Origin of the sequence: Rhodohalobacter sp. 8-1 (assembly GCF_038150125.1) — a bacterium.
Classification (GTDB): Bacteria; Bacteroidota; Rhodothermia; order Balneolales; family Balneolaceae; genus SW132.
Window position 1 is genome coordinate 63,200 of record NZ_JBBVMF010000019.1, and the last position, 22,390, is coordinate 85,589.

Sequence of the window (22,390 nt, forward strand, 5' to 3'; positions counted from 1 at the left end):
CCGCCGACATCTTACAATAAAGCCCAAGGTGGCCAGGGCTTCGGATTGTAAAGATCCAGCGTTTACCAGCCATAGTAAATACCCTGAACAGCATCACATCTCCAGCAGTTAATTTGGAACACCCATTTGCTTTTTAGCGACGGAATGATTCCCTACTCAATCCTATCGGCCACTATTTCCTTCTTCCTTCATTTCTGGCCGCTGCAAATATGGAAGTCCTTCTTCAATCCAAGCCGGTGCGTCTTCACCTTTCAGATAATGATCGTGCCACTGAAAAGCCCGGGTGGCATAGTCGATCTGGTTTTCTTCCCTGGCCAGTCCGTGATTTTCACCCTCATAAACCAGCATCACAAACGGTTTTTCCATGCGCCGCATTGTGGTATACAACTCCACGCCCTGGTTGAAATCTACCGCGCCATCATCTGTACCGAATTCAACCAAGAGAGGAGTCTCGGTATTTTGAATGTTAAATATGGGCGAATTATCGATGAACTTATCCCAATCCATCCACCACGGATCGGGGAATCTGCCCTGACTAATTTCAAAAATATTGGCATCTGTAATACCGGCGTTCCAATAGATTGAATTGTACATGCTCACCATATTTGTCAGCGGTGCACCGGCAACAGCCGAATTAAACATATTGGTCTGGGTAATAATGAACGATGTTTGATAGGCGCCCCAGGAATGACCCGTAAGCCCGAGTTTCTCTTCATCGATCATTCCACTTTCCAGTACTTTCTCAACAGCCGGCACAACAGATTCAACTGCTGACATACCCGGATCACGAAGTTCGTACGTAATATCCGGCTGAAATACGAAGTATCCTTCCGAAGAAAACCTTCGAAAGTTATACGGACTGGTTCGTGTTGGAATGGTATATGAGTGCATATCCTGAGACCGACGCTCATAAATATATGTGATCATAGGGTATTGCTTGCCCGGTTCATAGTTTGCCGGATACAGCAATCGACCCTGAAGTTTTTGACCCCGTTCGTTCTGAAAGGTGACAAGCTCATCATCTGCCCAGTAGTAGTCTTCCTGTTGTGGATTCGTATTTGTGAGTGCAATGGGATTGTCGAAACTCTCTTCTGCATAGAAGAAATCGGGTGAATCTGTAGCACTTTCAGCCTGGTAAACAAACTTTTCTGCACCTTCAGCCTTATCAAGACGGGCAATCTGTTTCTCTTCATACAAAAGGGTTTGAAGCCGATCTCTCCTGTCAAGACGGGCATAGCCGCGCTTTTTGGTAAAGTCACCATACATCTGGAAATAAAGAGGAGCGTTTTCTTCAACGAAGTCTTCCTCATAATCCAGACGAACCTGCCGGTAGCGAATACTGCCGGCGGCTCCGTTGGTCAATTTGGTAATGCTATTACCACCCGGAGTTGCCCGGTACACATCATATTCATCATACAGCAGTACCCATTCATCATCCTCAGACCATTGTCCGCTGCCGAACGGACTCTGCTGTTCCCGTCCATTCACCAGGTGGTAATTTTCAAACCGTGTCTCCAGTTCGGACGTTAAATTTACCTCTTCGCGTTCATCGATATTATAAGCTCTCCATTCATTATCCCAGAAATAGAGCAAGAAATCACCGCCCGGGGACGTGCTCACAAACTCACGTCGTTCGAGTATTTTTTCTTTCTCACCGGTCTCAACATCAATCAGGTAAATATCCCGCCATTCCTCTTCAAACGTAGGCTCATAAGGTTTTTCCACATAACCAACCGCATGCTCATGGTCACCCGCCAGCTGAACCTGCTCAACTAAAGAGTCGCCAAGCTGAACAAATGTGTTTGCATCAAGATGCCAGGCCGACAGGTGATTATCCTGCTTTAGCTGATTTCTCAACACTTCCTGCCGCGGCTGAATCTGATCATCACGCCAGTGCCAGATTTCCACGTTGGTTGAATCCAACCCTTCGTTAAGATCTTTTTTCATGTCGGTTTTGGTTGAGTCGCTCTCAGCTTCTTCGTCTTCTCCCTCCTTTTTTTCAGGCGTTTCTTTCTTCTCCCATTTTTTTATTCCAAAGAAGACAGATTCACGGTCCTCCGCCCACTGAAGATCACGATAATCGACAACCCTAACATCAGAAGGGAAGTTGTCATACTGTGACTGATTAAACACTTTCGGCTGCATGCCGCCCGGCAGATTTTGATAGGCGTAGATCTTGTGTGTTTGATCCTCGTAATTTTCATCTGGTTCCGACTTCAGGAAAGCGAGGGAATTTTCTTTCTCACTCCATGTTAAGTCTTTAAAATTTGCCGTATCGCTCTGTAAAACCGTCATGCTCCTGTTTGCCAGATTCAGTAACTGAACACCATTACCCAATTTTTCTGACGCATCTATTGATACGGCAAGCAGAGTACCCTCTTCGTTAAACGCATGTTCCGATACCTGTCCAATCAGCTGGTTTTGACGGCTATTGAGATCATAAACCAACAGGTCATTGCCCCCGCTTTTCTGGTCTTCGGGTTTGTATTTGGTCATCAGCAGGTGAGTTCCCGTTTCAGCAAACTCAAAACTCTGAATGTTTTCAAATGTATCTACTTCTGCAGAACGAAGATTCATCAATCCCAGCTTATACTTTACCTGTTGCTTCTGTTCTTCCAGCTTTTCCCTTTGATCTTCGGAAACACCAATTTGAAAACCTGCCCACCGGTTGTCTTCCGAAAAGGTTGCATTGATACCATGCATAAATTTGTGTTCACCGGTTGAATCAGATCCTACTTTTTTGAGCATCAACCAGCCGTCTCCATCCACCAATGAAATATTATAGGCAAACCAGTTCCCGTCATCAGAATAGGAGGTACTGGTAATACTTTGCCACTGCCCATAGTCTTCGGGCTCCAAATTTTTCTTATCCTGAGCACTCAAGGACACCATAAAACCAAATAGAACCAGTGCTACCAGAGTAAAGAGACGGGTTATCCTAAACATTTTAATAATCATTAGATTAAAAATTGAACAAGTTATATTACGCTACAAAATTTGAGACAGTATTGAAAACAACATCATTTTTAATATTTGGTACTACCGGAAAGTTTGTGGGTAAATAATCTCCGATGTACGGCTTCTCTTACAGTCTCCTCAAGACTGATGGATCAATAAGTACGAAAGACCAATAATTTGTGTCATTTGATAGGGCTACATGTATTGCTTGTAAAGATTCTTCATAAACCGGAAAATCATCGATTTATTCAGAATGACCATAATTCGGCAAGTATTGAGGGCGGCGTGAGGAAATAGCAAGTCAAAAAGCTACGACTGAACCCACGCCGCCCGCTTGTTACAGCTTGAACCTGTCATCCTGATCAAGCCACTGTAGTTGATGGCGCAGAGAAGGATCTGCAAAAGCAAGGGCTTACTATTTGAATTATAATTTAATGATGTTCAGAGCGATTGTTCACTAATGTTGCTTTCAGCCCACAAACTTTCCAGTAGTACCTAATTTTAACAACATAAGACGTTCCATTTCCAAAGCATTGACAAGCTAATATTACATTTCATTCCGCGTACCGATAGAAACCCATCGGAAATTGGGTGTATCGTCTGTGACAAAAACTGAAGGCGATCTGCTGGAAACCTTCAATGGGAAGGGATAATGATGATTTTCAAGCGCCTCATTTATTTTTTTCTGTAGAACAGTTAGAGTTCGTATAACCTATAAATATTACTCTCAATTTTCCCGTTTGAACTCAGTCCCGAATAAAGCTACTTTCTAATCGTTGATATCTAATTCAATTCTATTTTAGATCCGCTTACATGAAAAAGTCTCTACTTTCACTATTTTTCTTCACTACTCTCGCCATCAGTTTTGTCAGCCTTCCACAACCTGGCTGGACTCAGCAATCAGGCACAATCACTGCACCTGTTATCGAAAATGGAATGGCGCAGGAAATCGAGGAATTTTCCGATCCTGAAACCTGGATTCGCCACGATCTTTGGGTTGAAACGGAGTTCGACAGTGATGGTGATAGTGAGCCCGATCGGATGCACGTATCGGTCACGCGTCCTCAGCAGACCGAATCAGGTGACCTGAAACTACCGGTGATCTACGAAACCAGCCCCTATTACGCCGGAACTGCTCGTCCGCCCTACGATTTTTTCTGGAATGTACGCCAGGAACTAGGTGAAACTCCGCCTGAACGAACTCCGGGACCGGATGTTCAGCGGCGCGGCGAACGCCCCATCATCTCCAACAGCCAAATTCGGACCTGGGTGCCCCGCGGGTTTGTAGTAGTTCACTCGTCATCACCCGGAACGGGGCTATCGGATGGCTCACCTACCGTAGGCGGGAAAAATGAATCGCTGGCGCCAAAAGCAGTTATCGACTGGCTGAATGGCCGTGCCACTGGTTACGATGCACGTGATGGAGGTGAAGAAGTGGAGGCATATTGGACAACCGGCAGTGTGGGAATGACCGGAACATCCTACAACGGCACCCTCCCGCTTGCCGCCGCCACAACGGGAGTTGACGGACTGAACGCCATTATTCCCGTGGCTCCAAACACATCCTATTATCACTATTACCGCTCAAACGGACTGGTACGATCGCCCGGAGGCTACATCGGAGAAGATATTGATGTACTGTACGATTTCATCCACAGCGGTGATGAAGCGATGCGTGAACGTAACAATCGTGTGGTACGCGACACCGAAATGGCGCGAGGGATGGACCGGGTGACGGGTGATTATAATGAGTTCTGGGCCGGCCGCGATTACCTGAATCAGCTTGAGGATTTGAAAGCCCCTGTGCTTATGGCGCACGCATTCAACGACTGGAACGTAATGCCGGAACACAGCTACAGAATTTATGAGGCACTTCAGGAGAAAGGAATTCCAACGATGATCTATTATCACCAGGGCGGGCATGGCGGACCGCCACCATTGGATTTGATGAACCGATGGTCTACGCGCTACCTGCTGGGTGTAGAAAACGGGATTGAAGAAGAACCGCGTGCATGGATTACACGCACCGGTGATGAACGTACGGAGCCCACGCCCTACCCTGACTATCCACACCCACAGGCGGAGAATGTGACGATGTGCCTGACGCCCGGAGCACCACAACATGGTGGTTTAACAACGGAACCATCAGGAACGTCCGCTACCGAAACACTTGAAGATAATTTCTCTTTTTCAGGCGATGCATTGGCTCAGGCTGAATGGACGGACCACCGGTTGATGTACGTTACGCCAACCCTGGCTGAACCTGTTCACATTTCAGGCATTCCTGAGATTACCGTTTCCATTGCAAGCAGCAAACCGGTTGCCAACCTTTCGGTTTGGCTGGTGTCACTTCCCTGGAACAGCAGCTCTGATGCGGCTATCACCGATAATATAATCACGCGCGGATGGGCTGATCCGCAAAACTATGACTCCATCAGCGAGAGTGAGCCGCTTGAGCCGGGCAAGTTTTACACCTTCAGTTTTGAGCTTCAGCCTGACGATCAGCTGATTCCTGCCGGTCAGCAGATTGGCCTGATGATCTTTTCCAGCGACAAATACTTCACTCTGCGACCCGATCCCGGAACAGAATTAACAATTGACCTTGAGCAAACCTCGTTGACACTGCCGGTTGTAAACGGCGCTGAGGGTTTGATGTTCACAGATGAGTAATCAAAACAGATGAAGAGCCGGTTTCGGAATTGATTTCAGACAATTACGTGTTGATGTCGACCTATGGCAAAGAAAAGTTTTAGTACCGGCAAGACAGAGATCAAACAAACCCGTGACGGTTCAGACACCCTAATTTCTGATGCTTTTGATCAGCCCTATCACAGCCTGGGCGGCGCGGTCGCTGAAAGCCGTTACGTTTACTTTGAGATGAACGGACTAATTGACGCACTTTCAGCCGGTGAGGATTTGTGCATACTTGAAATTGGATTTGGAACAGGCATGAACCTGGTCTTACTGCTCGATTATTTGAGTAAATCGACAAATAAGCCAAACATCACATTCATTTCCGTTGAAGCATGGCCCATTGAACCGGAAACCGCAAAAAGCCTGAACTTTGGCGAAGAGATCGGGTATCAAGGCTACAATTCCCTCTTAGAAACCATTTTCACTGATCTGAAACCAGGCTGGAACCAAATCACCGTCACCGATCAGGTTACGCTGCTGCTCTTTATAGGAACATTCAGCGAGATGAACTTTATATCAGGCAATCAATTAAACGCTGAATCTGAACCTTCTGATACATCGGATTTGACCGAGACGACCACAGGAGATAAGATTATAAATCAGCCATTTGATTTCGTACTCCACGATCCGTTTTCGCCCGAATCCAACCCTGTCGGCTGGACACCCGAACTGTTTTCGAAAATTGCTGCATTTGCTTCGGACAACGCTATGCTGACCACCTACAGCGCCGCCACCTCAGCCCGGGCCGCCATGGCCTCTGCCGGCTGGTATGTTGCACGAGCACCGGGAGCGCTCGGCAAACGGGAAATGACGGTAGCTTCGAAAAATCCTGAGAAGCTATCGAATCTTAAACGGGTAAATGAGGAAAGGCTGGTTGAGCGGCTTAAGAAAGGTGATTTTGGTTAATAAACCCACTCTCACCCCGAAGGGCGTTTCTCAAATATAAAGGATCTGAAGCAGCGTTGAGTGATTCCGATTCATCGATTTAGGTCATTGCCCCCATAGATTCTTCGTCGCAAAAGCTCCTCCTCAGAATGACATAGATCACTATTATAATTAGCGCCGGCGTACGACGAAATCTAGCAAAGCACGAAACCTCTCACGCCGGCATACTCTATACCAAAAACAGCCACCGTCATCCTGAATCGCGTTTCCCAGCGATGAAGGATCTGAAAAAGCATGGAGTCAATTTCTGATAAAGTGGCAGTGATTGACCTTCTACCCTCACAGATTCTTCGCCGCAAAATCTCCTCCTCAGAATGACCAGAACTACTTTGGCTACACGCGCCGGCGTACGACGAAATCTAGCAAAGCACGAAACCTCTCACGCCGGCATACTCTATACCAAAAACAGCCACCGTCATCCTGAATCGCGTTTCCCAGCGATGAAGGATCTGAAAAAGCATGGAGTCAATTTCTGATAAAGTGGCAGTGATTGACCTTCTACCCTCACAGATTCTTCGTCGCAAAAGCTCCTCCTCAGAATGACCAGAACTACTTTGGCTACACGCGCCGGCGTACGACGAAATTAATCAAAGTAAAATACCAGACATGCCGGCTCAACACTCCCCAAGCCCAACCGTCATCCTGACGAGCGCTTTCCCGCGAGGAAGGACCTGAAGAAGCGTCATACAAGTCCAATGCATCAGAGTTGGGTCATTGCCCCCACAGATTCTTCATCGCATATGCAATCCTCAGAATGACGAGATCTATTCAGGATATTCGGAACCTTTCTGACTCATTTGATGTCTCCAACCACGAAAGTATGATGCGGATTTCTTATCATCCGTCCTCATTCAGATCGACTCAAATAAAACCACTGTCACATGCAAGATTTTGATGAACTCGCGATGGCCCTTCAGCCTCACTACTCCCACTTTAATGTTGCCAACCGCCTTTTGTTTACCGGTCACTCGCACCAGGCATGGCCGGATGTAGCATTTGCCGGCATTCAGGAGTATATGAGAGTGGTAGCCGACAGGGTTGATACAAAGTGGGACGTCGGGTTTGAGAAGACTGAAATTATGCGGAATTACCTTCGCGATTTTTATGATGATCCGGATGGATACTATTGCCGCGAACAAAATACACACGTGCTGCTGGTCTCCTGGCTCTCATGCTACGATCTGAAGAACAAACCGAAGGTAGTTACTACAACCGGTGAGTTTCATTCGATGAGCCGGCAGCTAAGCAGGCTCGATGAAGAGTATCTTGATGTTGTGGAGATTTCGCACCAAAGCGATGAGGAGCTGCTTGAGGGCATTAAGACCGAGCTTGATGACAAAACATCTGCCGTAATGGTATCAAGAATTTACTTCGAAACGGCTGAGGTCAATACCAAGCTATCTGAAATTGCCGCGGCTTGTCGTGAGACAGGCGTTCCGCTCATGATTGATGACTATCACGGCACAAACGTCGTGCCGCTGTCTGTTCGGGATGCGGGGCTGGAAGACTGCTTCATTCTTATCGGCGGATACAAATATCTGCAGTGGGGTGAGGCTAACTGTTTCCTGCGTTTTCCGAAATCATTTGACAAACGTCCTGTTATTACCGGATGGTTTGCCTCGTTTGAAACACTCGACCAACCACAATCCGGCGGCCCGGTTCAGTTTGATGTTGGTGATCAGCGATTTGCAACAGCTACCTACGATCCCATCTCCCAATTCCGGGCGGCAGAGGTAGTCAACTTTTTCAGAAAACAGGGACTCACTCCCGATGTACTGCACAAACAGTACCAGTCTCAGGTGGCTTATCTTACAGAACTCTTTAAAGATGGAAATAAAGACAGTTACAAAATAGAACGATCCCATCACAGGCCCATTGAAGAAACAGGTGGATTTCTCTCACTGAAATCACCCCACGCCCGCACACTACGCGCAAATCTACTGGCAAAAGGGATATATACAGACGCCAGAGACCAGATTTTAAGGCTCGGCCCGGCTCCCTACACAACCTCAAAACAGTGCGAGGATGTCATAAACGAGCTTTTTACAGAGGCCGCCAAACTTTAAAATTTTTTCTGTAAGCCAATAGCTTTATTTGTATCATACACATAGATCAAACATATATCCTATGTGGTCTGGTAGATTTCACTTATGACAGAACGCACACTGGTAGAAAGAGACAGCAGAAAATGCGCAGCAATAAATAAATCAACAGGTGACACAATGATGTCACACTCCCTTTTTATCATCTGAAAAACTTTAACGAAAAACGATTTAGCATTATGGCCACTTCCAAAGATGACAGACTGAAAGCACTCGACACTGCCATGGGACAGATTGAAAAACAGCATGGTAAAGGCACAATTATGAAACTTGGTGGAAACCCCTATAATGAGGTTGACGCAATTTCAACCGGATCTATTATGGTGGATTACGCCCTTGGGGTGAATGGAATTCCAAGAGGCCGCGTCACCGAAATTTACGGGCCTGAAGCCAGTGGTAAAACCACGCTTGCCATGCAGGTGATTGCACAGGCACAGAAAAAAGGCGGGTATTGTGCATTTATTGATGCAGAACACGCCTTTGATCCCAAGTATGCCAAAAATCTTGGAATCAACACCGATGAACTTCTCATCTCACAGCCAGACAGTGGTGAACAAGCACTTGAAATTACCGAAACGCTTATTCGGTCAGGCGCACTTGATGTGATCGTTGTTGACTCTGTAGCCGCACTTGTGCCCCGCGCAGAGCTTGAAGGTGAAATGGGTGACTCGCACATGGGCCTCCAGGCACGGCTGATGTCGCAGGCACTTCGAAAGATTACGGGAATCGTTAGTAAATCCCGAACATCATGTATTTTCATTAACCAGGTTCGTGAAAAGATTGGTGTGATGTTTGGAAATCCCGAAACTACAACGGGTGGACGGGCGCTGAAGTTTTACAGCTCTGTTCGTATTGACATCCGACGAATCGGGTCGCTCAAAAAAGGCGATGAAGTTCTTGGTAACCGTACGAAAGTGAAGATTGTAAAGAACAAAGTGGCTCCGCCATTCAAGGTGGTAGAGTTCAACATTCTCTACGGTAAAGGCATCTCGAAAATATCTGAGATACTTGACCTCGCTGTCGAATACGACATTATCGAGAAACGCGGCAGCTGGTATCGTTACGACGGTGAACCTATCGGACAGGGAACCGACGCGGCGATGCAGTTCCTGGAGGAAGATCCGGAACTTACAGACCGTATCGAGCAGATCGTACGTGCAAAGCTGATGCCGGATGAATTCGATGCTCCGGAAGACACTGAAGAAGCTAAGAAAAAGGACAAGGACAAAAAGAAAGAAAAAGCTTCTAATGAAGCCTGATTCTAAAGGTGATCCTGGCGGAGAGAAGATTCTAAGGAGTCTTCCTCTCCCCATTACTAAAATTTCTCCACAGAAAAAAAATAGCGACAGATTTTCGTTATTTCACGACACCACCTTTCTTATCGGGGTTTCATCCCAGACCCTACTCGACTATTCTATTCAAAAAGACACTCTGCTCACCAGGGATCTTTATTTCAAATTGAGTGGCTCTGAAGAATACCAGTCTGTCAAAGACAGATGTTACAAACTCCTTTCTGGCCGCGATCACGGGGCTGAAGAACTAAAGCGAAAGCTAGTAAAAAAAGGGTTTTCATCCGCAATGTGCGAGCAAGTTGTTGCCGAATTCAGAGAAAAAGAGCTGCTGAATGATCGGACCTACGCTACAAAATTTGCCCATGACAAGCACCACCTTAAACAGTGGGGACCAAAAAAGATTCAGTCTGCTTTATTCAAAAAGGGAGTTCCCAAACCAATTATTTTAAACGTTATAGAGGAATTGAAGAGTGAGATGGACCCCGTGGATACATGCATTGAAATAGCCGTTAAAAGACACCGGCATTTCCTGAGAGAACCAGACTTATTCAAACGGAAACAGAAAATTTTTCGATATCTTGCGGGGAAAGGGTATTCTTCAGACAAGATAAAAAAGGCATTGCCTAACATAGAAAAGCAACTGAATGCTTAAGAATCTTACGCTCGACAAAGTCATTAAATCAGTTATTGGGGCTGCCGGGCTCCTCCTTGTAGGCATCATCGTATACAACTACAGCAACCTTATTGCGTATGCGCTTATTGCCATGCTTCTCAGCTATATGCTTGACCCGATAGTAAACAGGCTTCAGGCCGCCGGCATGAACCGAACCATCGGCACCACACTTACCCTCGCAACGCTTATTTTGGTCATCGTTTGGGGCTCAACGTCTGTGATACCTATTGTAGCCAACCAAATGGCCAGCCTGGCACGTCAGCTTGATATTGAAAATCTTCGTTTTATTGCCGAGCAAATTGAAGTGAGCATCATCAACACGTTTGAGTTTATCCCGGAGGGCTTCCTTCGGGATAATATTTCCGTGATGTCCGATAATCTTTTCAATGTCGGCCAGATATCAGATATCGTTTCTGATGTTATTGGAATTTTCACAAACCTTTTTGCGGCATTCCTTGTCATCCCATTTGCTACTTTTTTCTTTCTCAAAGACGGCCATAAAATCAGGCGTGATTTGTTAAAGCTTGTGCCTAATAAATACTTTGAGACGATCCTTAGCCTCGTAGACAAAATTGAAACCCGTCTCGGTATCTATTTTCGCAGCGTATTTGTGCAGTGCACAATTGTGGGAGTCGTAAGCTGGCTGGCCCTGTCAATGGCAGGGCTCAGTAATTCCACGTCAGTCGGTATTGCCATCGGCCTGGCCAACTCAATTCCTTATTTCGGTCCCCTAATCGGGTATGTCCTATCAATTTTGATTTCCATCATAGAAACCGGAGATTTTTCACTTGTTATTCCATGTATTATTGCGGTGCTCTTTGCCCAGATCATAGATAATGTGATTTTACAACCACTGATATTTTCAAAATCTGCCGATATGCACCCTGTAGCCATACTCTTTATCATTTTGATCGGGGCACAGACCGCGGGAATTATAGGAATGCTTGTCGCTATCCCTATTGCCACCATCATTAAAATTTCAATCAGACAGATTCATTGGAGTTTTAATAATTACAGGATATTTCGGCTCGATCAGAACCAGCCAATTCAAGAGGCACAAACTTCTCAAAAAGAGACTGAATAATCGATCTGTTTTTTCTATCTTTTCACTCCGCTGAAACCGCATCGAATCCGCCCACGTGCATAACCTCGTTTTTTTCGCATCCGGATCGGGTACGAATTTTCAATCTGTGATTAATGCCATACAGTGTGGCCGTCTGGATGCAAAGATATCCGGATTAATAGCAGACCGGCCCGGAGCCGGTGCTATTGAGCGTGCGGAAGAGAACAATATTCCAACCTATGTCCTCGATTTGAAGCGAACCGACTCCGACAAAACACTTCTGTCTCTGCTGTCTGATCTCGATCCCGACCTTATCGTCTTGGCAGGATTTCTAAAAAAAATTCCAGACATCGTTATTGATAAATACCGGGGCCGAATCATCAATATCCACCCGTCATTGCTACCCAAATATGGCGGCAAGGGATATTTCGGACTGAATGTTCACCGGGCCGTAATCGAAAACCGCGAAAAAGTATCCGGCTGTACCGTTCATTTTGTTGATGAGGTTTACGATAACGGATCAGTTATCGAGCAGATTGAAGTACCGGTCAGCCAGGACGATACACCGGAATCACTGGCTAAAAAAATACTTCAGGAAGAACATAACCTGCTTCCAAAGACCATTAGGAAACTACTAACCCAAACATCCAACTAACACACGTGTCACTCAAACCCCTTTCTTCACTACCCACCCACTCCATCAAACCAAAACGCGCACTATTATCCGTATCTGATAAAACCGGGATCGCCGAACTCGGCCAAATGTTGCACGACCATGGTGTAGAACTGATCAGTACAGGCGGCACAGCAAAAGCACTTCGCGATGCAGACCTGCCTGTCACCGATGTCAGCGAGATTACCCAGTTCGAAGAGTGTCTCGATGGACGGGTAAAAACTCTGCACCCCGTTATCCATGCCGGGATCCTTGCACGTACCAGCCACGATCAGGACATGGCCGAATTGAACCGACTTAAAATCGAGCCTATAGAATTGGTTGTGGTGAACCTTTACCCGTTTGAATCAACTGTTGCCGGAGGGGGTGTAACTCCGGCCATTGCCACCGAACACATCGACATTGGCGGCCCAACTATGGTGAGAGCGTCGGCTAAAAATTTTGCCCACGTTTCCATTCTAACATCCCCAAAGCAGTATGAAGGGTTTGCAGAGGAGTTGAACAGCAGCCAGGCGATATCTTTTAATACTCGTCGACGGCTTGCACGAAAAGCGTTTGAACACACCGCAGCCTATGATGCAGCGATCAGCGGCTATTTTAGCACGATGGAAGAACTTGACATCCCTGAACAGTTTTCTGCTGGAATTCAGCAGTCAGGCGAGCTTCGATATGGTGAAAATCCTCATCAAAAAGCAGGAGTCTACGGAAATCAGCGGAAGTTTATTGACTGTTTTCATGGCAAGCAACTCAGCTACAATAATTACCTGGATCTGGACGCATCGCTTCAGCTTATTGCAGACTTTCCCGCCGATTCACCGACCGTTGCGATTTTCAAGCATACCGTGGCTTGTGGGGTGGCAATGGCAGACACGCTAAAAGAGGCATACCAAAAAGCATTTTCAACTGACACCTCGTCTCCATTTGGCGGCATCATTTGCTGTAACCGGCCGGTTGACCTTGAAACGGCACAGGAAATTGATCAGATATTTACCGAAATCATCATTGCCCCCGGATTTGAAGATGATGCACTTGAGCTTCTGCAGCAAAAGAAAAACCGGCGATTGGTTAAGATCCTCGAGCTGCCAGAATCATCGCATGACATCACGTTCAAATCAATTTTTGGCGGTGCGCTTCTGCAAGAGGAGAACCGTCTTGTAATTGATGAGGATAAACTACAAATACCTACAAAACGTAAACCAACGGAAGACGAAATGAAGAATCTTCGGTTTTCGTGGGCCGTTGTGAAACACATCAAATCAAACGCGATTGTGTACGCAAGCGACCTGAAAACTGTGGGAATTGGTACGGGTCAGCCCAGCCGTGTGGATAGCTCCGAACTGGCGATCAGAAAGGCCGAAAAAGAGGGCTTATCTATTAAAGGAACTGTTCTAGCATCCGATGCCTTTTTCCCATTTTCTGATGGTGTAGAAGCAGCCGCTAAAGCCGGGGCCACTGCAATTATTCAGCCCGGTGGCAGCATTCGGGATGAAGAAGTTATTAAAATGGCCGATAAGTATAATATTGCGATGGTGTTTACCGGGCTTCGGCATTTCAGACACTGAAATTGAATACTGAAAATAGGTAAACTATCGTTCGCAAAAACAAGGACAATCTCGTATTTTCGGTTGTTCACCCCTAAAATGCAAAAATTCTCGTAAATCGATGTCCGATATTTATACTCAAACCAAGACCAAGACATCAAAAAATCAGAAAAAAAAAGGTCTTTTTGATTTTCTGTATACCGATATAGCAATCGACCTTGGCACGGCAAACACACTTATCTACGCAAAAGGTCAGGGCATTGTTTTAAATGAGCCGTCCATTGTTGCGCTGAACAACCAAAATACACCAGTAGCCACGGGCCATGAAGCGCGGCTGATGCACGAGAAAACTCACAGAAATATCCGGACGGTTCGTCCGCTTCGTGATGGCGTTATAGCCGACTTTGAAGTAGCCGAGCAAATGATGCGCGGCATGATCAAAAAGGTGAAGGTGAAATGGTACTCCACCACCCGTCAAATTGTGGTATGTGTGCCAAGCGGTATTACTGAGGTTGAGCGCCGTGCCGTACGCGACAGTGCTGAACATGCCGGCGCAAAGGAAGTCTACCTTGTAGACGAACCTATGGCTGCCGCAATTGGTATCGGTCTTGATGTCCACGAACCCGTTGGTAATATGATTGTTGACATCGGAGGCGGTACAACAGAAATCGCTGTGATTGCTCTTTCAGGAATCGTGTATGCTCAGTCGGTACGATTGGGCGGAGATGAACTGAATGATGACATCATCAATTACTTCAGACGCAACCATAACCTGTTGATTGGTGAACGAACAGCCGAAAAAATTAAGTGCGAAATTGGCAGTGCAGCGCCTCTTGATGAAGAGCTTGAAATGATCACCAAAGGCCGTGACCTTGTAAACGGAGTACCCCGTACACGCCAGGTAACGTCTAAAGATGTCCGCGAAGCGATATCCGAATCTGTAAATACCATTGTGGAATCAATCACCAAATCTCTCGAGCAGACGCCTCCTGAATTATCTGCTGATATTTTAGATCGTGGTATAATGTTAACGGGGGGCGGAGCGTTGCTTAAGAACCTGGACAAACTAATAATGGAGACAACAGATCTCCCGGTTCATATTGCGGAAGATCCGCTTACAGCAGTTGTTCGTGGTACAGGGTCTATTCTTGAAGATATCGAACACTACCGAACCGTGGTTTCTTAAATAGCTTAGGTTTTACATGCGACGCCTATCAGACGCAAAAGATTACATTCTGACAGCGATCTTGCTTCTGTGCGCTATCGCTATGATGATTAGCCGGCACGACGGCGGATTGCAAAATGCCCGAAAAGCATCCATCACAGTATTAAGCTTTCTGGAACAGCCTCTTTCAGTCATACGCGTATATCGCCAGGCTTTAACAACAAACACCTATTTGCACCGGCAGAATATTTTACTGCAGGATGAGCTGAGCCGCCTGCGCTCTGTAGAAGAGCAAAATCGCATTTTGCGTGACCTTCTCGAATTGAAAGACAGTACCCAGCACTCCGTGATCCCGGTGCGGATTGTTGCTAAAGAATTGAACGGCCTCAATAACGTTATGACCATCGATGCCGGGACAAAAAAGGGTGCAAAAGTAGGAATGCCGGTCATTAATTCTGACGGACTTATCGGACAGATCATTCTTACCAATGAAACCTATTCGCAGGTTCTGCCCTATTCAAATTCATTATTCAGAGTCAGCGCCACGGTAGCTGAAACCCGTGCGATGGGAATCATTTCATGGCCTGCATCTGTTCATAATGAACTTGTGCTCAACCATATTCCGCAGACGATAGATCTTGAAGTCAGCCAAACTGTCGAGACTTCAGGCTTTAGCAACCAATACCCTCCCGGGCTGCCCATTGGAGAAATTATTCGGCTTGAGCCGGGAGACGGAATAGAAACACAAACCGTGCATCTTCAGGCGTATGCAAACCTCTATACTGCCGCCGAAGCATTTATCGTGCAATTTGAACCGGATACGCTGATCCAGGATCTTGAAGCAGAGCAGCAGGAGCTATTTTGATACGATCCGACATCCTGCGTTACACATTGTTGGGCATCGGAGCGGTTGCCATTCAGGTAGTTCTACTACGACACCTTACTATATTTAATGCACAGTCGGACCTTGTGCTTTTATATGCGCTTTGGATCTGTACAAAGCGAGGCAAAACAGAAGTCATTTTGCTAACGGCTTTTGTCGCTTTTTTTCAAGATGCATTAACCGATCTTTGGGGATTAAATTTATTCACCAAAGTGTTGACGGTTTTTATATTACACAATTTTCTGAACCGGACCTCTGAAAATCAATTTTTGGTCTGGCAGATCTTTTTGATTGTATTAGGGGCATCGTTTTTGCATAATATCATCTTCTACATCGTTAGTTCACTAACGGGTACATTTGCAAGTGAATACGTTGTCATCAGCCTGCTATTGGTTAGTACTGTTTTTACCGCGGTGCTGGGAAGTTTCTTACATCTCGTACGCTCCAGATAATTATGGCGAACCGAAGAAAAACACAAAATATTCAGATGTCGGTACGAATCCTTCAGGGGATTATTGTACTCGGTCTGCTTGTTACAATCGGTCGGATGTTCCAGCTTCAAATTCTTGATCACGAAGAGTATGCGCCCTTAAGCAGGCAAAATTCCATCAGGATGGATGTGGTGAATCCAGCTCGCGGGCTCATACTCGACAGAAACGGTAAAATAATTGTAGAAAATCAGCCGATCTATTCAGTTACTATCACACCGGCTAAATTCGACCGAAAGAATATTCCCTTGCTAAGCGAGATCCTTCAGGCAGACCCAGAGCTAATCCTTGAGCGCGTTAATGAAGCGCAGCAGTATTCCTGGCACCGCCCCTCCCGGCTTTTTGCAGAAGTCCCGTTTGAAACTTTCTCCGTGATTGAGGAAAATTTATGGCGTTTGCCCGGCATTGGCCATCAGATTGAAAGCAAAAGAAACTATCCGCTTGATATGTCTGCATCTCATATACTCGGCTATTTACGAGAGGCCGATCCCCAGGATTATGAAGAGATGGAAAATCTTCGTTTGGGCGATCGAATTGGAAAAAGCGGCATAGAGATGGTTTATGATGATTTTTTACGCGGCGAAAAAGGAATGAGCTACCTAAGGGTTAATGCTTACGGGCAGTCTCTGGGGGATTTTGACGGCGGTGACCTGAACTCACCTCCCAAAAAAGGTGCTGACCTGCTGACCACTATCGACTCTGATCTGCAGTCACTTGCTGAAAGGCTAATGGAGAACAAAACCGGTGGCGTAGTTGCCATCGATCCCAATACGGGTGAAATCCTATCCCTTGTCAGTGCACCAAACTATGATCTCGAAAAACTATCGGGCCGTATGGACAGTGAGTACTGGCAGTCTGTCAATGTTGATTCCCTGAAACCCCTGTATAATCGGGCCATATCATCCCGGCAGCCCCCCGGCTCAACATTCAAACCATTTATGGGAATTTACGGTCTTCATTCTGGTTTGATCACGCCTCAAATGGAGCTTACAAGCACCGGTAGCTATATTCGCGGACGGGCTTACGGTGATCTTGCAGATCCCGGGGTTTACAATCTCAATAAGGCGCTGGCCAAATCCAGCAACTACTATTTTTTCTGGATGATGGATCGAATCGCCACAAACGGTGGCCTGGATGACTGGGCGGAAAAAATGAAGGATATGGGAATGGGGCCTCATAACAATATTGATCTCCCCTTTGAAACAAGAGGTATCATACCCACCACCGATTATATGAATCTTAATTTCGGGGAGAGAAACTGGGGAATCGGTGACCTCATGAGTCTTGGCGTGGGCCAGGGTATGGTCTCTGTTTCACCACTGCAAATGGCAGTTGCCGTGTCTGTAATTGCAAATGGCGGATACAAAGTTCAGCCTCACCTGGTCAAAGAGATACATCATAGTGATAACAGGGTAAATTATACTCAGCCCTATAAAGAACGTATCGATTGGATAAAACCAGAATATCTTACCTCTGTGGGCGAAGGCATGAGAAAAGTCGTATCTGAGGGAAGCAGCCGTTACTATACTGACATACCCGATATACCTACAGCGGGAAAAACAGGGACCTCTCAAAATCCCCACGGACAAGATCACGGCTGGTTTATTGCCTATGCGCCTTACGACAATCCCCAGATTGCAATTGCTGTACTCACAGAAAACTCAGGCTATGGCTCCATTTCTGCCGCTCCCGTGGCATCGCTTATGATTGAGCAGTATCTCACCGGCGAAATAAACCGATCGTACGTTTTGAATTACGTACTTAATTTTGAACCTCGCCCGCTCAAAGAGGAAGAAGAGGAAGAGAATACTAATACAGAGTCTGAAGAAGAGGAATTAGACGACTCTGGAGTTATTGATATTACTGCTGTTGAGGAGGACAATGATTAATATAAAAGATTTTAGCTGGTCTGTTCTTTTGCTTTGGTTGATGATTGCAACCGTCGGTCTTATTGCGATATACAGCGCAACACTAGGGCCGGTTTCACAATTTCTGCCCACCTACATTCAGGATAACTTTTCACGTCAGCTCGTTTGGATATCCATCTCTCTTGTAGCACTTATATCCATCCAATTCATTTCCCCCCGAACATTCCAGGGACTGGCTTATATTGTGTACGGCCTCTGTCTCATACTTGCTTTCATCACTCTGTTTTTTGGCGTAGAGGTGAGTGGCAGCCGCAGCTGGCTTTCTATATTTGGTATGCGTCTTCAAATAAGTGAGTTTATGAAGCTCGCAACTATTCTTGCAGTTGCAACCTACCTGACCCATCGGCGCGATATGTCTGTCGGCAACTTGAAAACAGCTCTTACTGCCGTTCTGATGATTGCCGTGCCGGTCACGGTTATTCTACTCCAAAATGATACGGGTACAGCAATTATTCTGGTCACTCTAATTCCGGTTGTGCTGTTTTGGTCCGGGTTGCCGTACGGTATTTCATTGCTTATTATTTCGCCTGCAATTATTGGATATTTTACTGTAATCGGTCTTCCCTACGGTATCATCAGCGCGGTTATTTTAACGATTTCAATATTCTTTCTACAGCGAACGAAATGGCTGAATATTTCGGCTCTTGTTCTCGGAATTATCGTCGTCATTGGTACTGAAGTGGGTCTTCAGCATATCTTACAGCCTCACCAGCGCGCCAGAATTGAAGCATTCGTTAATCCATCTCTCGACCCTCACGGTGCCGGGTGGAATGTGCTCCAAGCCAAAACGGCTATAGGATCGGGCGGGTTTGTTGGGAAAGGTTTTATGGAAGGAACGCAAACCCAACTGCGCTTTTTGCCAGAGCAGTGGACAGATTTTGTCTTTTGCGTTGTGGGAGAAGAGTTCGGTTTTATTGGTTCATCTCTCCTGTTAATCCTTTACGGAATTCTTTTTCTTAAGCTATTGTCGATGGCCGGAGCCCATAAGCACCCGTTTGCTCAGCTTGTTATCGTCTGCGTCACGTTTATCTATTTTGCTCACTTTCTCGTCAATATAGGAAGTGCTACTGCGATGCTGCCCATAATGGGCGTTCCGCTGCCGTTTGTGAGCTATGGCGGATCGGCATTTTTGGCCAACACAATTATGCTGGCTATTTGCCTGAATATGGACCTGAATAAACGGTCGTTCAGTATTTATAGATGACAGATAACAGATCATGGATGCAAGATAACAGCTAACAAATGTACATTTGTCAGCTATCATCTTATCCAATGACATTGATTATTTGCATGCTACTCGATTTGTGCTTCCAAATCTGTTAAAAACTCCCTGATCCGTTCGGCATTCACACCGACATCACTTCTGCCTATACGTGATTTTGATCGCATGTCGACGCGTGTCTCACCATTTGCAGAAGATACCCTGAACACAACATCGTCTTTAAATCCAAACCACGCCAGTTTTTCAGTAGCCTCAACGCGGCCTTCTTTTCGATTGATGCTGACAATCTCCCATCCACGGTTTGAAATGAGTGTCACGATTTCATCAATCACTTCTTGCACCGGTGCAGATAGAACCAGCGGCTGAATATCCGGATAAGCTTCCAGCTGCTGCTCGGCCGTTTCCTCTCCGGCATATTCAGGTGGATTTGGCGCATCCTCCCTGAGCCTGTCTATTGCTACAAATTCTGGCGGGGCTTGAGTATCTGTTGTGATATCATGTATTGGCGGGACAGACCGGGCTTGGTACTGCCAATAAATTGCTGTAGCCGAAATTAACAGGGTTACCAGAAACCCGGTCAGTATCATAGCTTTCGCCGATATCCCGGAATCTTTCATAAAAAAGAAAAACGTCGTTTGAATAACTGCCAACCCAATGGCCGCATATGCTCCGTAACGCAAAAGTGTAAATCCGGTTCCCAGGCCCCAAATTCCCCATTGATATCCATAACCCGACATTACAAACACCAAAGCACAGATGAGTGATAAATAAAAAAATGATTTTGCCAGCTTTTTTTTCATAGCAGTCTTTAGACCTTTATTTAGAATTCATTCAATTGTACAACAATTCTAACGATTTTGGTATCCCGATCTGTTAAAACTATCAGTATTTCAATTAGCCTTCGAGAGTAATTCACCTTATTTTCAAAGGCTATGGTACGACAGGTAACAAACTATATTTTCATAATGAAACGTTCTTTTAAACTCAGCAGAGTAACACAACGAGCGGTTTAAATTAACTCATTTTCTAATAACTACCTGACGCACCTTTTGAATTCAATTTTCAACTCACATTAAAAGCACCAAAGAATGGAAGGTTCCGTACGCGTACGTTTTGCACCCTCACCCACAGGATTTTTACATATTGGCGGATTGAGAACCGCACTTTATAACTATCTGTTTGCCCGGCATTTTGATGACGGTACATTTATCCTCAGAATTGAAGATACTGATCAAAGCCGATATGTAGAGGGAGCTGAAGAAGATATTATTCGCTCGCTGGAGTGGTGCGGAATGACGATTGATGAGGGGCCTGAAAATCCCGGTGCCTTCGCTCCATACCGCCAAAGTGAACGTCAGGAGCTCTATCATAAATATGCAAAAGAACTGATCGATAACGACCAGGCCTACTATGCATTCGATACAACCGAAGAGCTGGATCAGATGAGGGAGCGTCTGCAAAAATCCGGCAATCCTTCCCCAAAATACGATGCCATTACCCGGCAATCGATGAAAAATAGCCTGACACTTCCCCAGGATGAGGTAGACAAACGCTTAGAAGCCGGCGAGGAATACGTCATTCGCCTGAAAGTACCGCGCAGGGAAACGGTACGATTTGAAGATCTGATTCGCGGCCACGTCTCATTCGAAACCAAGGGTCTGGACGACCAGGTGCTGCTGAAGTCAGACGGTATGCCTACTTACCACCTGGCAAATGTTGTAGATGATCACGAGATGAAAATCACTCATGTCATTCGCGGAGAAGAGTGGCTGAGCAGTACACCAAAACACATTTTACTGTATAACGCATTCGGCTGGGACGCCCCCCAAATGGCCCACCTGCCACTGATTATGTCTCCCAGCGGCGGAAAGCTCTCAAAGAGAAAAGCTGAAGAAGAGGGAATTCCGGTGAATACCAAGGATTATATAAATCAGAATTATGAGCCTGAAGCACTGGTAAACTTTCTCGCCTATCTTGGATGGAGCCCCGGTGACGATAGTGAAATACATTCGCTTGATGAGCTTTCCGAGCTCTTTACCCTGGACCGCGTGAGTAAAGGCGGAGCTGTTTTCAATCACAAAAAGCTGCTCTGGTATAACGAGCACTACCTGAGAGAACAGAGTGACGAGGAACTTGCTGAAAGGCTGCGGGATATTGCAAAAAATAAAGACATAGATCTGCCGGATGATGAAACACTCATCAAGGCTATCTCACTGCTTAAGGAAAGAGTGAGTAAAATTGATGAGATTCTTGAAATGGGTGATTTCTTTTTCAAAGATCCTGAATCGTATGAAGAAAAAGCCCTGAAAAAATGGAAAGACGACAGCGGTGCCCTTGTTCGCCAGTATAGAGAATCTATTGAAAGTCTGGACAGCGACAATTTTGAAGCTGCTACGCTAAAATCTCGTCTTGAGGATGTCATCGAAAAAAATGATGTAGGCTTCGGCAAGCTGATGATGCCGCTCCGAATTGCCGTAACCGGCCAGGGCTTTGGTCCCGATCTGTTTGCCTCAATGGAACTGCTTGGAAAAGAAATCGTAATCAGACGCCTCGACACGGCTCTCGAAAAACTCGATTAGCAGATTGCACTGAATTATTCTGATTTTGGCTGACAAAATTTTCGGAAGTTTAATTAAAGGCATTCCGGCCTGCGAGCCGGAATCACAAACTCTTACTCGAATTCAAAATTCTGCCAAAAGCTTACTTTAAATGTCAATTTCTCCCTGTAAATATGCGGGGGAGTAATCTACAATTGAACATCGT

Annotated in this window: 16 protein-coding genes; 14 read left to right on the top strand and 2 right to left on the bottom strand. The window is 45.9% G+C overall.

Going from position 1 to position 22,390, the window contains the following annotated elements; translation table 11 throughout:
- Positions 1–162 precede the first annotated feature (162 nt).
- On the bottom strand, positions 163–2,946 hold the full coding sequence (locus AABW11_RS16165; RefSeq protein WP_340106171.1) for an alpha/beta hydrolase family protein: 2,784 nt from the start codon (positions 2,944–2,946) through the stop codon (positions 163–165).
- 825 nt (positions 2,947–3,771) lie between these two features.
- Here AABW11_RS16165 and AABW11_RS16170 point away from each other — a divergent pair.
- The 13 genes from AABW11_RS16170 to rodA all read left to right on the top strand — a co-directional run bounded on the left by AABW11_RS16170 (position 3,772) and on the right by rodA (position 19,609).
- The gene (locus AABW11_RS16170; RefSeq protein ID WP_340106172.1) at positions 3,772–5,628 is read left to right on the top strand and encodes a Xaa-Pro dipeptidyl-peptidase; all 1,857 of its coding nucleotides are present in this window, start codon (positions 3,772–3,774) and stop codon (positions 5,626–5,628) included.
- A gap of 63 nt (positions 5,629–5,691) precedes the next feature.
- Positions 5,692–6,558, top strand: coding sequence for a tRNA (5-methylaminomethyl-2-thiouridine)(34)-methyltransferase MnmD (gene mnmD, locus AABW11_RS16175; RefSeq protein WP_340106173.1), 867 nt, complete (start codon positions 5,692–5,694; stop codon positions 6,556–6,558).
- A gap of 920 nt (positions 6,559–7,478) precedes the next feature.
- Positions 7,479–8,663 (top strand): kynureninase/PvdN C-terminal domain-containing protein, encoded by a 1,185-nt coding sequence (locus tag AABW11_RS16180; protein ID WP_340106174.1) that lies wholly within the window; start codon positions 7,479–7,481, stop codon positions 8,661–8,663.
- Positions 8,664–8,878: 215 nt separating this feature from the next.
- Complete coding sequence (gene recA, locus AABW11_RS16185) at positions 8,879–9,958, top strand: recombinase RecA (RefSeq protein WP_340106175.1); 1,080 nt, start codon at positions 8,879–8,881, stop codon at positions 9,956–9,958.
- Positions 9,873–10,643 carry a regulatory protein RecX gene (locus tag AABW11_RS16190; protein WP_340106176.1) on the top strand — a complete coding sequence of 257 codons (771 nt, stop codon included), beginning with the start codon at positions 9,873–9,875 and terminating at the stop codon, positions 10,641–10,643. The genes recA and AABW11_RS16190 overlap by 86 nt, the downstream gene beginning before the upstream one ends.
- Positions 10,636–11,748 (top strand): AI-2E family transporter, encoded by a 1,113-nt coding sequence (locus AABW11_RS16195; RefSeq protein ID WP_340106177.1) that lies wholly within the window; start codon positions 10,636–10,638, stop codon positions 11,746–11,748. The genes AABW11_RS16190 and AABW11_RS16195 overlap by 8 nt, the downstream gene beginning before the upstream one ends.
- A 55-nt stretch (positions 11,749–11,803) precedes the next feature.
- Positions 11,804–12,382: a phosphoribosylglycinamide formyltransferase gene (gene purN / locus AABW11_RS16200; protein WP_340106178.1), complete on the top strand. Its 579-nt coding sequence runs from the start codon at positions 11,804–11,806 to the stop codon at positions 12,380–12,382.
- Between the two features lie 5 nt (positions 12,383–12,387).
- A complete protein-coding gene (purH, locus tag AABW11_RS16205; protein ID WP_340106179.1) occupies positions 12,388–13,962 on the top strand; it encodes a bifunctional phosphoribosylaminoimidazolecarboxamide formyltransferase/IMP cyclohydrolase in 1,575 nt (524 codons plus the stop codon).
- Between the two features lie 100 nt (positions 13,963–14,062).
- Positions 14,063–15,127: a rod shape-determining protein gene (locus AABW11_RS16210; protein ID WP_340106180.1), complete on the top strand. Its 1,065-nt coding sequence runs from the start codon at positions 14,063–14,065 to the stop codon at positions 15,125–15,127.
- Between the two features lie 16 nt (positions 15,128–15,143).
- Positions 15,144–15,971: a rod shape-determining protein MreC gene (mreC, locus tag AABW11_RS16215; protein ID WP_340106181.1), complete on the top strand. Its 828-nt coding sequence runs from the start codon at positions 15,144–15,146 to the stop codon at positions 15,969–15,971.
- Positions 15,968–16,441, top strand: coding sequence for a rod shape-determining protein MreD (mreD, locus tag AABW11_RS20195; protein ID WP_445263790.1), 474 nt, complete (start codon positions 15,968–15,970; stop codon positions 16,439–16,441). The genes mreC and mreD overlap by 4 nt, the downstream gene beginning before the upstream one ends.
- A gap of 35 nt (positions 16,442–16,476) precedes the next feature.
- Positions 16,477–18,366: a penicillin-binding protein 2 gene (mrdA, locus tag AABW11_RS16220; RefSeq protein ID WP_340106182.1), complete on the top strand. Its 1,890-nt coding sequence runs from the start codon at positions 16,477–16,479 to the stop codon at positions 18,364–18,366.
- Complete coding sequence (gene rodA, locus AABW11_RS16225) at positions 18,359–19,609, top strand: rod shape-determining protein RodA (RefSeq protein WP_340106183.1); 1,251 nt, start codon at positions 18,359–18,361, stop codon at positions 19,607–19,609. Before mrdA ends, rodA begins: the two co-directional genes overlap by 8 nt.
- 89 nt (positions 19,610–19,698) lie before the next feature.
- Here the strand turns inward: rodA and AABW11_RS16230 are convergent, their stop codons facing one another.
- A complete protein-coding gene (locus tag AABW11_RS16230; protein WP_340106184.1) occupies positions 19,699–20,427 on the bottom strand; it encodes a DUF1499 domain-containing protein in 729 nt (242 codons plus the stop codon).
- Between the two features lie 288 nt (positions 20,428–20,715).
- Between AABW11_RS16230 and gltX the strand changes: the two genes are divergently transcribed.
- Complete coding sequence (gene gltX, locus AABW11_RS16235; protein WP_340106185.1) at positions 20,716–22,206, top strand: glutamate--tRNA ligase; 1,491 nt, start codon at positions 20,716–20,718, stop codon at positions 22,204–22,206.
- Positions 22,207–22,390 lie beyond the last annotated feature (184 nt).

What these genes read in the sequence shown, in the direction of transcription:
- AABW11_RS16165 (WP_340106171.1), bottom strand. Translation starts at nt 2,946, where the DNA reads ATGTTTAGGATAACCCGTCTCTTTACTCTGGTAGCACTGGTTCTATTT.
- AABW11_RS16170 (WP_340106172.1), top strand. Translation starts at nt 3,772, where the DNA reads ATGAAAAAGTCTCTACTTTCACTATTTTTCTTCACTACTCTCGCCATC.
- mnmD (WP_340106173.1), top strand. Translation starts at nt 5,692, where the DNA reads ATGGCAAAGAAAAGTTTTAGTACCGGCAAGACAGAGATCAAACAAACC.
- AABW11_RS16180 (WP_340106174.1), top strand. Translation starts at nt 7,479, where the DNA reads ATGCAAGATTTTGATGAACTCGCGATGGCCCTTCAGCCTCACTACTCC.
- recA (WP_340106175.1), top strand. Translation starts at nt 8,879, where the DNA reads ATGGCCACTTCCAAAGATGACAGACTGAAAGCACTCGACACTGCCATG.
- AABW11_RS16190 (WP_340106176.1), top strand. Translation starts at nt 9,873, where the DNA reads ATGAATTCGATGCTCCGGAAGACACTGAAGAAGCTAAGAAAAAGGACA.
- AABW11_RS16195 (WP_340106177.1), top strand. Translation starts at nt 10,636, where the DNA reads ATGCTTAAGAATCTTACGCTCGACAAAGTCATTAAATCAGTTATTGGG.
- AABW11_RS16210 (WP_340106180.1), top strand. Translation starts at nt 14,063, where the DNA reads ATGTCCGATATTTATACTCAAACCAAGACCAAGACATCAAAAAATCAG.
- mreC (WP_340106181.1), top strand. Translation starts at nt 15,144, where the DNA reads ATGCGACGCCTATCAGACGCAAAAGATTACATTCTGACAGCGATCTTG.
- mrdA (WP_340106182.1), top strand. Translation starts at nt 16,477, where the DNA reads ATGTCGGTACGAATCCTTCAGGGGATTATTGTACTCGGTCTGCTTGTT.
- rodA (WP_340106183.1), top strand. Translation starts at nt 18,359, where the DNA reads ATGATTAATATAAAAGATTTTAGCTGGTCTGTTCTTTTGCTTTGGTTG.
- AABW11_RS16230 (WP_340106184.1), bottom strand. Translation starts at nt 20,427, where the DNA reads ATGAAAAAAAAGCTGGCAAAATCATTTTTTTATTTATCACTCATCTGT.
- gltX (WP_340106185.1), top strand. Translation starts at nt 20,716, where the DNA reads ATGGAAGGTTCCGTACGCGTACGTTTTGCACCCTCACCCACAGGATTT.